Origin of the sequence: Neobacillus vireti (assembly GCF_001026695.1) — a bacterium.
Classification (GTDB): Bacteria; Bacillota; Bacilli; order Bacillales; family Cytobacillaceae; genus Neobacillus; species Neobacillus vireti.
This window is the reverse complement of sequence record NZ_LDNB01000010.1, coordinates 277,837-291,575: the sequence shown is the minus strand read 5'-3', so window position 1 is coordinate 291,575 and position 13,739 is coordinate 277,837. Positions and strand designations below refer to the sequence as shown.

The 13,739-nt window shown below is 37.8% G+C and carries 13 protein-coding genes and 1 pseudogene; 7 read left to right on the top strand and 7 right to left on the bottom strand.

Going from position 1 to position 13,739, the window contains the following annotated elements; genetic code table 11:
- Positions 1 to 72: 72 nt before the first annotated feature.
- Positions 73 to 312: pseudogene (locus AA980_RS12065) on the bottom strand (hypothetical protein); the annotation flags it as partial.
- A 708-nt stretch (positions 313 to 1,020) separates the two neighbouring features.
- Between AA980_RS12065 and AA980_RS12055 the strand changes: the two are divergent.
- Entirely contained in the window at positions 1,021 to 2,016 is a 996-nt protein-coding gene (locus AA980_RS12055; protein WP_024027397.1) for a DnaD domain protein, read from the top strand.
- A 304-nt stretch (positions 2,017 to 2,320) separates the two neighbouring features.
- Complete coding sequence (locus AA980_RS12050) at positions 2,321 to 2,983, top strand: Type 1 glutamine amidotransferase-like domain-containing protein (RefSeq protein ID WP_024027398.1); 663 nt, start codon at positions 2,321 to 2,323, stop codon at positions 2,981 to 2,983.
- 233 nt (positions 2,984 to 3,216) lie between these two features.
- On the opposite strand, the gene AA980_RS12045 is transcribed toward AA980_RS12050, so the two are convergent.
- Entirely contained in the window at positions 3,217 to 3,813 is a 597-nt protein-coding gene (locus AA980_RS12045; RefSeq protein ID WP_047771604.1) for a class I SAM-dependent methyltransferase, read from the bottom strand.
- Between the two features lie 287 nt (positions 3,814 to 4,100).
- On the opposite strand from AA980_RS12045, the gene AA980_RS12040 reads away from it, so the two are divergent.
- Positions 4,101 to 4,658 carry a cysteine hydrolase family protein gene (locus AA980_RS12040; protein ID WP_024026750.1) on the top strand — a complete coding sequence of 186 codons (558 nt, stop codon included), beginning with the start codon at positions 4,101 to 4,103 and terminating at the stop codon, positions 4,656 to 4,658.
- Positions 4,659 to 4,976: 318 nt separating this feature from the next.
- On the opposite strand, the gene AA980_RS12035 is transcribed toward AA980_RS12040, so the two are convergent.
- The 4 genes from AA980_RS12035 to AA980_RS12020 form a co-directional block, all read right to left on the bottom strand.
- Positions 4,977 to 5,882 carry a TIGR01777 family oxidoreductase gene (locus AA980_RS12035; protein ID WP_024026749.1) on the bottom strand — a complete coding sequence of 302 codons (906 nt, stop codon included), beginning with the start codon at positions 5,880 to 5,882 and terminating at the stop codon, positions 4,977 to 4,979.
- 119 nt (positions 5,883 to 6,001) lie between these two features.
- On the bottom strand, positions 6,002 to 6,547 hold the full coding sequence (locus AA980_RS12030; RefSeq protein ID WP_024026748.1) for an HXXEE domain-containing protein: 546 nt from the start codon (positions 6,545 to 6,547) through the stop codon (positions 6,002 to 6,004).
- Positions 6,548 to 6,701: 154 nt separating this feature from the next.
- Complete coding sequence (gene shc / locus AA980_RS12025) at positions 6,702 to 8,573, bottom strand: squalene--hopene cyclase (RefSeq protein ID WP_034723134.1); 1,872 nt, start codon at positions 8,571 to 8,573, stop codon at positions 6,702 to 6,704.
- Between the two features lie 179 nt (positions 8,574 to 8,752).
- Positions 8,753 to 9,328 carry an NAD(P)H-dependent oxidoreductase gene (locus AA980_RS12020; protein WP_024026746.1) on the bottom strand — a complete coding sequence of 192 codons (576 nt, stop codon included), beginning with the start codon at positions 9,326 to 9,328 and terminating at the stop codon, positions 8,753 to 8,755.
- Positions 9,329 to 9,654: 326 nt separating this feature from the next.
- Here AA980_RS12020 and AA980_RS12015 point away from each other — a divergent pair, with 326 nt between their 5' ends.
- The 4 genes from AA980_RS12015 to AA980_RS12000 all read left to right on the top strand — a co-directional run bounded on the left by AA980_RS12015 (position 9,655) and on the right by AA980_RS12000 (position 12,461).
- Positions 9,655 to 9,960: a hypothetical protein gene (locus AA980_RS12015; RefSeq protein WP_024026745.1), complete on the top strand. Its 306-nt coding sequence runs from the start codon at positions 9,655 to 9,657 to the stop codon at positions 9,958 to 9,960.
- A gap of 228 nt (positions 9,961 to 10,188) precedes the next feature.
- Positions 10,189 to 10,377, top strand: coding sequence for a hypothetical protein (locus AA980_RS12010; RefSeq protein ID WP_024026744.1), 189 nt, complete (start codon positions 10,189 to 10,191; stop codon positions 10,375 to 10,377).
- A gap of 215 nt (positions 10,378 to 10,592) precedes the next feature.
- A complete protein-coding gene (locus AA980_RS12005; protein ID WP_024026743.1) occupies positions 10,593 to 11,159 on the top strand; it encodes a hypothetical protein in 567 nt (188 codons plus the stop codon).
- 126 nt (positions 11,160 to 11,285) lie between these two features.
- Complete coding sequence (locus AA980_RS12000) at positions 11,286 to 12,461, top strand: GNAT family N-acetyltransferase (RefSeq protein WP_024026742.1); 1,176 nt, start codon at positions 11,286 to 11,288, stop codon at positions 12,459 to 12,461.
- Between the two features lie 143 nt (positions 12,462 to 12,604).
- Here AA980_RS12000 and AA980_RS11995 read toward each other — a convergent pair whose 3' ends face one another.
- Positions 12,605 to 13,726, bottom strand: a complete 1,122-nt coding sequence (locus AA980_RS11995; protein WP_024026741.1) for a 5-methyltetrahydropteroyltriglutamate--homocysteine S-methyltransferase — start codon at positions 13,724 to 13,726, stop codon at positions 12,605 to 12,607.
- Positions 13,727 to 13,739: the final 13 nt, after the last annotated feature.

Genomic DNA, 13,739 nt, shown 5'->3' with positions numbered 1-13,739 from the left:
TTAATGGCCACCCCCCTTGATATGAATGGTTCTTTTTTGAGATTGTGTAAACTAGAAACATAAAACAAGAAATCACTTAATACTACTGGATATAAACATGGAGGCATCTTGATTCATAAAAATACTATTACCATGATGAAATGTCTTAATTTCGATTGATGTAAATCCAACCTCGGTTAATCTTTTTTTCAGTTCTTCATGTGAAAAACCGTTATGAACTTTCGGATGATTTATTTTTTCGTTTTTATCAAAATCAATAATTATCAGCTTGCCGCCATTAGTTAAAATGTTGAACAATTCATGTAAAATTTTTATGGGCGGATGGGTTATAGTCTTTTTCATTTTATTTGTTGTGCTTTATGGCTTTTACGCAATTAATTTATATCTTCCAAGAAAGAAAAATCTTAAATATGTAATCTCTCTCTGCTTCTTGATCGTAGGTTTACTAGGATGGCTGTATATTTGGATTGGTTCAGGCTGGTTAATAACAGGTATCGTTAGTACGGCCTTTTTAGCGTTATCGGCTATCTCTGTTTTAGTTGCTTTACTATTGGATTTAGGTTCAAAGATAAAAGACAAGCGCAAATCCACAATAAATTAACGTCTGAAATTTGGTGTCAAACCCCCAGCGCAGAAGTGGATTAACGTAGTGGGGTCAGGCACCTTTTTCAAAAGTGAAAAATTTAATGATAAGGAGAATAGAAGAAACAGGGGACAGTTCTTCTTATCTATCTTAAGAAAGATCAACGCCTTCACACAAAAAGACCTATAAAATCACCAAAATTACAAAAACGCCTTCAAAAATCTAATTTGAAGGTGTTTTTTTGACGTTTCACTCTAAAAATGCCCTCAAAAAATGAAAAATGGAGATTCGCTTTACTCCGCCTATCCCGATATCGTAGAAGTACTGAGAGGCGTCATATAATATTCATATTCTATTGAAAAACATATGACCATTTTCTTCATAAAACGATAAATCATATATGAAGAAATTTTTTAGTAGAAAGGCAGTGGTTGAAGATGGCAAAGTTTAGAATGGTACGTACTGATTTTTGGAAGAATCCAATTGTTTTAGAGGAGATGACCCCAGAGGACAAATTTTTCTATCTTTATCTTCTTACCAATCCACATACGACTCAAACGGGAATCTATAAAATTACGAAAAAACAAATGGCTTTCGATTTAGGCTATTCGATTGAAAGTGTTCATTCATTAATGGAACGATTTATCGAGCACCACAAGCTGATTCGTTACAATCCTGAAACGAGAGAACTCGCGATTAAAAACTGGGAGAAAGATAACCTGAATAAGGGCGGGAAACCGGTAATGGACTGTATTTATTCTGAGTTAAAAGATGTCGAGGATACCTCACTGATTACATATGTAGCGAAAGCGATTCAAAAACAGGAATTTCGCAGCCTCTATGAATCCTTTTGTGAACAAGAAGAAATGATTTACGGCAAGGAACTGAGAGGCCAAGAAGAAAAAAATACATATCTAGAACCAGAATGTGGAGAGCATGACGATACGTTGACGTATCGTGATACGAAAGGGGGACAAAAAGAAGAAGAAAATAAAAATAAAAATAAAAAAGAAAAACAACAAGAAGCTTTTAATCCAAAAATAGAGAACAATTCAGATACAGTCAATCATCAAAAAACAGTAGATGTAAAAGAAATCGTGGAGTTTTGGGACAACAATGGATTTGGATTTTCGAACGTGAATGCGAAACAGCAGCTGTTATCTTGGTTAGATGATTCTCTCTGTTTACAGCCGAAAGGTGTCATATTAAAAGCGATGAATATTGCTTGCGCTAATAACAAGCGAAGGCTGAGTTATGTGGTTGGGATTCTGAAAAACTGGGAAAATGACTCCTTACTGACCTTAGAAGAAATTGATACCTATTATAAGAATCAAAATTCAGCACCAAAGCAAAGGCAATCAACCGGACCGATTCCTGCCGGAAGAGCGATTCCAGGTGGATTTGTACTTGATCTTACGGCAGGCGAAGAGTGATTAATACAAAATTGATTGATTTTCAATAAGATCAGTCTTCAGTAATTAGCCAAGATTGTGGAGCAACTCCTTTAAGGAAAATTAGATAATTAAGCTAAATTTAAAGGGTATTGTGAAATTGTGTACTTAAAGTAACGGGGAGGTTAAAAGGATTTTTGATTGAAAGTGTAGAATTTTAAATAAAAACATCTAAAATTTTTAGAGGGTAAATTTAAAAATATTTTGATTCGGGTAGAGGTGAAAGATTATCAATCATCTTTCATTATTCATCAAACATTGTTTAATATTGGGGAGGTTGAAAATTATGAAATTTCTGCTCACATCTGCAGGGGTCAATAATAAAAGTATACATGACGCATTGGTTGACATGCTGGGCAAGCCGATCGCCGACTCCAACGCCCTGTGCATCCCCACCGCGATGTACGGACACCCCTGGGTCGGCCCCGGCGTCAAAACCTGGGAGTTCATCAGCGGGAAAGAAGATAATCGCATGGTCAACCTGGGTTGGAAGTCCGTCGGGGTGCTGGAGCTCACAGCGCTGCCAAGCATCGGCGAAGACCGCTGGGTGCCGCTGGTCCGGGAGACGGACGTCCTGCTGGTGTCGGGCGGCGACGCCCTCTACCTGTGCCACTGGATGCGGCAATCCGGGCTGTTAGACCTCTTGCCGTCGCTGCACGCAGTCTATGTGGGAATGAGTGCTGGGAGCATGGTGATGGCACCTAACATCGGGGAACTCTTCGTTGGCTGGACTCCACCCAACGGTGGTGATGAAACGCTGGGCCTGGTCGATTTTGCAATGTTTCCGCACCTGGGGATGCTGCCGTATAACACGATGGCTGCTGCAGAGAAATGGGCCGCCGGGATGCAGGGGCAGGCGTATGTAATTGATGATCAAACCGCCATCAAAGTGATCGATGGAGAGGTCGAAGTTGTATCCGAAGGGAATTGGAAACTGTTTTCGCCCTGATATTACTCCACTTGTAAAAAACATTGAAGAAGTAGTACATTCTAATGGCTGTAATCAGAACTCGAATCATTAGGTGGAATGTCGTACCTTTCCGAGCTGTTATCCGTTTCCGCACCTAGGCTAGTGGTGCCTGCGCCCGATCCGTTAAGGCTTTAACACGCCGGGGGTCTGGCACCACTTTTCGGAATGGTTCTTTTTTGAGATTGTGTGAACTAAGAAACAAAAAACAAGACTCACTTAATACTACTGGAAATAAACATGGAGGCATCTTGATTCATGAAAATACGATTACCATGATAGAATGTCTTAATTTCGATTGATGTAAATCCAATTTCGGTTAATCTTTTTTTCAGTTCTTCATGTGAAAAACCGTTATGAACTTTCGGATGATTTATTTTTTCGTTTTTATCAAAATCAATAATTAATAGCTTGCCACCATGAGTTAAAATGTTGAACAATTCTTGTAAAATTTTTTTAGTATCCGGAATATGAAGAAGGACTAATGACAGTAAAACGACGTCTGCCTTAAGTTCAGGAGTTTCTTGAGTAAAATCTGAATAAAGTACTTTTGCGTTGGTAATTCCTTGCTGAGAAATTTTAACTTTCGCAACCTCCAACATTTGTTTGGATGAGTCTACCAACAAAATGGAATCTACTAAGTCTGTTAATTCTAAACTAATTAGACCGGTACCACTCCCATAGTCAATTAAAGATTTTGATTTACTATTTCGTAACTCTAGTCTTACTTCCTTAGCTATTACTTTCGCTAATTTAATTCTATCCTCTGTATCATATCTTTTTGCGAGCTGTTCAAAAACGTTATTTTCCATCTTCGACTCCCCTATTTAATAAACATTTAAGCTGCATATTGGCCATTATAGCAAAAATCAAGTTGATAATATATTTCTGAAGATGATTAATAAGTAGCAGTATCTATTTTATGGATAAGACCCTTAAGGGGCTATTTTTTTTCGTAAAGATGTTCAAATGGGTAGGGGGCCATGCAAAATCAATAATAATGTAAGAAGGTATTTGTAAATCGAGTCACGAATATAATTTATATTGTTTGTACTTAAAAGTGGCAACTTACTTACAGCTTTAGCTAAGGGGAGATAAAATGAAACAGGCATTACTGATTATTGATGTTCAACAGGGTTTAGTCGAAGGTAATAGTGAAGAACAAGGGGTATTTGAGAAAGAGAAACTGATTCAAAATATTAATATTGTAATTGAAAGAGCAATAAATGAGAAAGTGCAGATTGTTTTTATAAGAGATTTAGATGTTTCGAATGGGGAGGGGCCCGGATTTCAGATACATAAGGATATTAATGTGCCCTCCACTGCTGTCATATTTGATAAAGCTGCTACAAATTCATTTTATGGAACACCATTAAATGAATATTTACATGATCAAACAATCGAACATCTTGTTATTATGGGCTGCAAGACGGAACATTGTATTGATACGGCAGTTAGAACAGCAACCGTTAATCACTATGATGTAACGTTGGTTGGAGATGGCCATTCTACGTCGGATTCAGAAATCTTATCTGCAGAGCAAATCATTCTTCATCATAATAAAACCCTTCATGGTCATTATAATGTGGACAATTTTTCAATAGTTAGAAATGCAAATGAAGAGTTGTTTAAACCTGTTCACAATCAATACCGGTAATTTTTAGGCAAACAAACTGGTAGTTGTTTTGGCTGGGAATTAAGCGAAACCCCTTAAGTAGACCTACGTTAATGTTTTAGCTAAAATTCTTGGGAAGTGTCCAAATCTTTGAAAGAAGATTAGTATTGCTGAAAAAGTGTTTTTAGGAAGCTTGATGAAGGCAGAGTACTTTTACTTCAGGATACGGTGATAGAACTTGAGCAACTGGAAAGTACATGGCATAAAAGAATTTGTTTCTTTAAGAAAAAATTCCTCTAATGAGTTGTTAAACAAATGAAGTTTTTTATTCTCCTGAAGATGAAGAATTTAGAAGCAACGTTAACCTAGAATATCAGAAAGAGCACTTTTTACATCTGTAAAATGAAAGGAGTAATTGTGGTAAAGTGCTTTTTGAGGAAGTACTCGCTGCCCTTTTAATACAACCTGACTCATTTCACCAAGTGCCACTTTTAAAAAAACCTCAGGCACACGGAGCCAATGTGGGCGGTGAAGGACGTCTGAAATTGACCTTCCGAATGATGACATGCGAATTGGATTAGGCGAGGTCACATTCAACGGTCCATCTATTTCGGGTTTAATTATGGCGAAGTAAAGCAACTCAACCACATCTTGAATGTGAACCCAGGAAATCCATTGCATTCCATTGCCGATTGTCCCCCCAATACCCAATTTATACGGTAGCACCATTAGCGGTAAGGCACCCTTTTGACCAAGAATTATACCGAAGCGTGCAAAGACCGTTCGAATGCCAAATTCTTTGGCCGTAGCCCCTTCATTCTCCCACAGCTTTACAACTTTTGCTAAAAAATCATTTGCATCACTTTGTGAGGTTTCATTAAACGTCTTAAAGTGTGACATCCCGTAGTAACTTAAACCCGAGGCGTTAACAAGAACTTTTGGCTTGGGATTAAGATGTCTTAGAATTCGAATTACCTCTTTTGTGGCTGTGAGTCGGCTATTTAAAATAGCCTCCTTTTTACTTTTGGTCCATCGCCCGCTATTGATTGATTCCCCGGCTAAATTGACCATTGCATCCACATCCTCAAGTTCGTTTTCAGGCTGATTATCTTTAGAAAGCCACTCAACATAATTAACGAACTCATCTGTTCTATTATGATCAGGAAGATGTCGTGTTAATATGGTTACCCGATGGCCTTTTTGAGTCAACAGGTGTGTTAAGGCTTGACCCAGAAACCCGGTTCCTCCCGTTAAGACAACATGCAATTTACTCGCCTCCAGCAACTACCTTTTTATTATGGATCAACTTTCGGTTAAATGAGGAAAAGTAGCCATTTTATTCGAGAATGAAATGGTCACCAAGTAAATAAAAGAGTAAGGGCCAATTAGTGAATAAAATAACGGCCTAAGAGATTGCCAACAAGAAAAATCGGGATCATTAATAGGCTGACGGGAATACTTGCGAAAATGAAATGCAAGTCTATCAGGCCGCGCTCGAACAAACTGTAATAGGCAATAAGACAGTAAGGGATGAGGAGGAACAGCGCCGTTATGATACCTGGTGTATAGCCTTTAAAAAAAATAGACTGAACAATATGCATGCTCGCCTGCAGAATAAATAAATTGAGAATTGCTGTATATAAGAGAAAGCCCCTTCCGTTCAAGGAGAAATGGGCAGTCATCAATGTGGTGAATGAGATAATTAGCAAAATCCATGTAGCCGAAACAGAAAGTTGGGCAGCAGTCGAACCTAGTTTTTCCCTCATTTTTAATGTTAGTTCGACGAAGGGAGGTTTTTGAGAACTATATTTGTATGTACTCATGGAAGATTCAATTGTTATGATCTCTTCTAAGTCATGGAAAATAAATATGATTGGGAACAACCAAATGACTGTATTAAGGTCGAAAAATTGGAGTAAAGTTTCAAACATCTTTTGCCTCCTGCTTGTTGGAAATAATTTGTATTTCATCAAGACTTTGTATGGTTGTAGTTTTGTTCAGTGTATGGGACAGGATATAAAAATATGCCAGCCTATATGTTTAATCACTCTATCTAGCATTCCTAACTGCCAACTCGCTCTGTTTTTAACTCCCTTCAGCTAAATTTTTATAATGCGCCAGGGCCAGGAATGGAAAAACGTATTCATAACAATGATAATTGAGATAAAAGGATCCCGCCATTCCCCTTCCTTTTGGATAGGTCTTTGTCCAATCTTTTTCTTTTCCGTCCACTAAAAATGCTGCACCGTGTTCAATTTCAGGTGTGACATCAGTCGCGGCCGAGATAAGTGTGTCAAGGGCCCATGCTGTATGAGTGCGGGTACTTTCGCAGAGCGGCACATAACAATTATCGATATCACTCTTACAGGATTCTCCCCAACCACCGTCTTGATTTTGAATAGCTTTTAACCAGTTTACAGCCTTCTGAATGGATGGATGATTAGGGGAAACCCCAACCGCAACCAATCCCGTTACAGCCGCCCATGTGCCATAAATATAGACGCCCCAGCGCCCTACCCAAGAACCATCCGAATTTTGATTCTTTAACAGCCAACGAATCCCACGTTTAACCATGGGATGGTGAAAATCCAAATGCGTATAGTTCCCAAAAAACTCTAATGTCCTTCCTGTTAAATCAACCGTCGACGGATCAATCAACAAATCTTTTCCGCCCTCGATCGGTAACAGATTCAATATTTTCTTGTTCACGTTCTTTTCGAATGCTGCCCAGCCACCGTCATTGTTTTGTATGGAAATGAGCCAGTTGATTCCGCGATCCCATGCCTGCCGACAATCTACCTGTTCGATAGCCAAAGTTCGAATCGCTCTTAGTGCTGCCGTTGTGTCGTCAATATCCGGATGGATTGTATTCATGTCCGCAAAGCCCCAGCCTCCAGGCAACAAGTTCGGGTCATGAATGACCCAATCCCCGTATTTGATATGTTGACGGGAGAGGATATATTGGTTTGCCTTCTGGACGGTATCCGCTGAATAGGGGACACCGGATTCTTGCAGAGCATAACTAATTAACGTCGTGTTCCATACCGTAGCAGTCGTATATTGGCAGTGAAGTTCTCCGTCAATCCTGCAGGTCATCGCTTTTAAACCTTGCACAGCACGAGTAATCACTGGATGTGTATTCGAATACCCCCTCGCCAGTAAGGCAAAAATCATTAGAAGAGTTGAGCTGGAATAATTTAAATAGGTGCCGTCCGGTTCGATTCGGTCCAGCATATATTTTTCGGCACGATATAATGATAATTCGCGAAGATTTACATGGGATTTCAGACCCTTAATCCCCTGTTTAATCCATTTGATTACCGAGCGGGCCTCTTCTGCTTGATCCTCTGTAAAAAAACGAACAGCTTTATTTTGAAACAAATCGGAGAGATTGGGCGATCGAGGCGTTCTCCTACGAAAATTCGTATTGGCGAGAATCAAAAACGGGATAATGTTCGCTCTTCCGTACACGGAGAGGTCAAAAAGATTGATGGGAAAGGAGTCTGGTAAAAGCATCACTTCAATATTAATGGGGAAGTGCGGCCACTCACATTGTCCTGTTATGGCCAACATGATTTTCAAAAACATATGGACTTCCGTAGCCCCTCCGTTGGCCATAATAAACCTTCTTGCAGCCTGGATTTCCTGGTCTTTTCGATCGCGGTAACCAGAATAAAGAAGGGCATAATAAGCTTCCACTGTGGCTGTCAGATTTCCTTTTTCTTCGTCATGAAACAGCTTCCATGACCCATCTTCCTGCTGTTTTCCTGCGATACGTTTCACCAAATCTTTTATGAACTCCTCATCATTTATCTCCAATGTCCGTAATAGGATAATCATACTGCAGTCTGTTGCGATTCCGGTCTCGAAGGGATATTGCCAGGACCCGTCATCTGATTGGTCCTTAATGAACTGATCGGTGATTCGGTTGATTTCCGCATTTACCCGATCCATCATGATACCCACCCTCTTTCAAAAACTCACTATGTATTCATATTCATCTAGTAATATGAATATGCATTATTTAATGAGAGTAAAAAAATCAAAACAATTAGTCATAATTTTAGTGAGAAAAGGAGCACAAATTTCGCGCTCCTTTTTAACTTCACTTATTTTGGACGTGCAATCCCATATGCTCAAATCACTTTTGCGAGCTGGTAGATTTTTTGAAGCCATTTCTGCCGAGTTTTATAGGTAGAATGTTTAACAGACGTTAATCGAGTTCTTTTGATATTTTTAATGCCGCAGAATTTTAAAATGTAATCTCTTACAACAATCCATTCGACATTTTTTCTAAACAATCGAATAAATAAAGAGGGAGCATCGATGGTATAAATAACCCATGCCGATTTATTCTTCAATAAGCCTTTCGGAAATATTCCTTTGTGTTGATACGCAAATCCGGAAACAAACACGCGATCAAAAAAACCTTTTAAAATGGCGGGTACGCCATACCACCAAATCGGGTAAATGAAAATTAACTGGTCAGCCTGCTCAATTTTTTTTCGATACTTTTCAGTATATGGATCATGCATTAAATCCCTTAATTTTTGCTGATTATCGATGACTAAAACAGGATTGAATTTCTCCGCGTATAAATCAATTAATTCAAATTTCCGTTTGGCTTCCTTTAACCCTTTCATGACGTTCTCTAAAATCGCATGATTAAGGCTATCCTTATTTGAGTGGGCATAAATAATTAAGGTAGTCATATGGTTCCCTCCATTAATGGATAATGAATTTTCCCTAGGCCAATACTGGCGGTTTCAGACATATCATATTCTAAGTTAATCGCTACGTTTACACCCTTTGGGAATCTATGTTCAACATAGGTTCTTGTTCACCAAAAGGGGCTGGATAGTGGAACAATAAGGGGGTATACAATGATTATTAATAAAAAAGTGTCTGCAATACATGCAAACACTTTTTTAGAGCTATTTATAGACTCTTTTTATATTTTTGGGACAAACATCCACACTCGGAGACAAAACCATTCATAGTTTATCTAAATGAGTAGCAAAGAGAGGAGAAGAAGTCATTGGCGGGGAATGATAATAAACAAAAACAAAAGCCAAATGAAGAAAAAATGGTGGAAGAACAAATCATCCCTTTAGAAAAATACAATTTAGTTCACAATTGGCAACTCATAATGCAATTCAATTTTGCTTTATTTAAAAATAAAGACGAATTTGTAATTATTAATAATAATGATGAATATATAGCTCGTTTTAGCATTACCGATGTAGGGGTAATCGAACTAAAAAAAACCTCATCTGAATTACCTCCGAAGATTGATTTTAAGAATAAAATGATTAAGATACCAATTTATTATAGAGTAGGGTGAGTAATGAGTATTTATAATAGAAAGGTTATTTCGGGGGAATAAGGAGTTTTTAGAAGAGGGATTGTGACTGAAATTCCTTTTTTGTTATCGAACTATCGGGGTACGTATCTACAATAAGTGAAGACGCTTTTTTACTAATGGGAGTTTAATTTAAGTAATTGTTAACACAAAATGTTGTTTATGTTAATCTATTACTAGGAATTTTTTTACTTTTAGGAGTGTTGAATAATGAAAAATAAAACTCGGACAATTATTACACTTGTATGTAGTTTACTTATTTTTGCTGTTGGTATGTTTAGAATACTTACAGAATCACTTTCTTCAACACCTTTGTATGTAGCATATATTTTCGCAATTGCTGGGTTAATTGGAGTTATTGCAAACGGTGTAATACTAAGAAAGTTACAAACAAATTAAGCAACGAGTAGTGTAGCTCCTTTTAGGGTCGCTTTATTCATGTTCGAATAACAGGTGCAAGAGGTTGAGACTGGGATCGCTGCGGTGATCTTTTTTTGTTATCGGGCTAATGGAACAGTATAGTTGATGTAGGAGAAGGAGCTTTTGTTATGTGTAGAGAATTTAAAAAGGAGTTAATGCTAATTTAATACATATATTGACGGGGGAGCCAGACAGTGAATAAATCAGCAATTGAATGCATAGATGAAATGGTATTTATGGATAGAATTAATCTTTTTGAAAAACCTGATGTTATTCTTTATCATCCAGGTCACTTTCCAGAGCTAAATGAACAATTATTGAATTTCTATGAGAAATCTGGAGCAAATTTAATTATGATTCCCGAAGTTTATAATGATTTCTTAAAATGTAGTGAATTTGATTTTTATTCCCCACTTTTAATAAAAAAAGGTATCGAAAAGAAAAAACTAATGCCAATTCCTACTAGTAACGGGATAAAAGGGGTAGACGGTGTAATTCAATCAGCATTTAGTTTTCTCAACAACACTAGTAATAAAAATATCTTATTGGCTGGAAAATCATTCTTTTGTAAACGATTCTATTTCTTGGCTTCTATCTATGCAAATGACGATAAGGTTTTAGATGTATTACCACTCCAAGATAATAGAGATATTATACCTACCAAATGGACGCAAAGTGAAAAGGGTAGAGCAAGGATATTAAACGAAATTGAACAATATGCAAATATTATAAAAGAAAAATCGAGTGCTTTGTTTTTATGAGGTGGAAAGAAATTTCTCTTATTCAAGTAACTTGGCGGCGATAGTTAAAGAAGAAGTTGTTTAGTTACTTCGCAATTGACCCAAACTATTGATATCTAGATGGCGAAAAGAAGGGGATGGGGAGCAATGTTAGTTAGAGAAGTGACAGAAAATGAATACTTAGAAGCAATCAAACTATCAGAGTATGCGTTTCAATATAAGGTTCCTGAAGCTGACAAACCAGCTAGAAAAGAATCTTTGAAAGACCATAAGATTTTAGGAATATGGGATGACAATAGGTTGGCGGCCAAATTGCACATGATTCCGCTAAAAGTTTTCATGAAGGAAGCTGAATGGGAAATGGGGGGAATTGCAGGAGTCGCTTCCTACCCGGAATATAGACGAAATGGTTATATAAAAACATTGATGATTGAGTCGTTAAAACACATGCAAAATAATGGTCAGATAGTGTCTTTATTACACCCATTTGATATCTCTTTCTATCGGAAATATGGCTGGGAAATATTAAGTGAACAGAAAAAGGTAACGATTGAAAAAATCGACCTAAAGTTCCTCGAAATGCAGCCAGGATTTATCAGAAGATATACAAAAGAGACTCATAATGAAGAGATCGAAAAGATTTACGACCAATTTTGCACTCAATATACAGGAATGCTCAAACGCGATTCAAATTGGTGGAAACAGAAGATATACGGTGAAGATTCGCAGCTGGCTGTTTATTACAATTCCAACCAAGAGGCCAAAGGCTATATTCTTTACGAGGTAAAGGAAAGAAAAATGACGGTGGAGGAGCTCGTTGCTCTTGACCACGAAGGAAGAATCGGGCTTTGGAATTTCATCTGCCAGCATGATTCCATGGTGGAGACCGTAACAATTACCCTTCCAGTTCATGAGTCGTTCCCATATTTTATGACACAGCCAAAGGTGAAAACAGAGTTATATCCGTATTTTATGGCGAGGGTCGTAAATGCTGAGGAGTGTTTGCGGAGATTTCCGTTTACTCCGGACAGTGAGTCCCTATTCCTGCATCTTGAGGATTTTCATGCACCCTGGAATAATGGAAGCTATTTGCTCGGACAGGGAGAACTCAAGGTATATAAAGAAAAGGCCGGAGCTCAATGTGCTCACCCTCCGAAAAAAGGGATTCAATTAAACATCAATTCTCTTTCAACGATTCTATTCGGTTACAAAAGACCAATGGAGCTTTATGACATGGGATACTTGAAAGGTTCCAAGACAGAAATTGAACTTTTTGAAAAAATGGTTCCAGCACTTAAATCATCATTTTTGGATTTCTTTTGATATTTTTTAAGATATTTTTAAAAAGAGACCTTGCTACTGTAAAGCAAGGTCTGATTTTCCATGCATGGGTTGGAAGTTGAAACTCATGTTAGTTTTTTGCTAGGAATATTCTGTTTTGAGGCCAACAGAACCGTACCCATGGTTTATTCCCAAACACTTTCAGCAATAGTAATGACGTGTTTTATCTTATTCCATTGATCTTCTTCGGTTAAATTGTTGCCTTCCTCCGTACTTGCAAAGCCGCATTGAGGACTTAATGCTAAGTTCTCTAAAGGAATAAAACGGCTTGCTTGTTTAATTCTTTCTCTAATCGTATCAGGGTCTTCTAGTTCCGGGAATTTAGAAGTGATTAATCCTAGGATAACCTTTTGGTCAGCTCGTTTAAAGCTTTTTAATGGTTCAAAATCTCCCGAGCGCCCGTCATCATATTCTAAGAAGAGTCCATCTACCTTTAAATCTGCAAATATGGCATCAGAGATCTGATCGTAACCGCCGCTAGTTATATAAGTTGACCTAAAGTTTCCACGGCAAATATGCATCGTGATCACCATATCTTCAGGTTTTTTAGAAATGGCTTCATTTAAACAGCGTACTCTTGTTTCGATGATATCCTGCACTTCCATATTAAGTTTTTCAACGACTGCTTGAATCCGTTCTTCCGAAACAAAATCAATCCAAGAAGTATCATCTAATTGTAAATATCGGCACCCTGCGTCATAGAAGGCTTGAATAGCCTTTTGGTAAGCCACAACTGTATCATGAAAGAACTGTTCTCTGTTATCGTTATAATATTCATCCCCCTGAATTCTGGTAAATAACATATTAGGGCTTGGAATCGAAAACTTAGCCACTTGACTACCATCGCCATAGCGATCGACTGCCTGTTTTAAGAACTTGAAATGATCTAACATATAATGATCATTGAAGTCTACTTTACCAACAACTTTAATGGCTTTATTTTTTGTTTTCGCTCCTTGGAAGTTACTAATATATTCCGTTTCAAACTCTTCTACGCCATCTAAGCCTGATAAGAAATCCAAGTGCCACCATGAACGTCTAAACTCACCGTCTGTGATGGAGTTAAGGCCAACTTCAATTTGTTTTTGGACAAGTTTCTCAATTTCTTGATCCTCTATCGTCTTTAAGGCAAATTTATCAATTTCTCCATTTGCAAAAGCTTTTCTTGCCTCTTTAATTGGTTCTGTTCTTAAAAAGCTGCCTACATGATCGGCTTTAAATGGTGCTTTCACTGCTGTCTTTATCATGTGAAATTCCTTC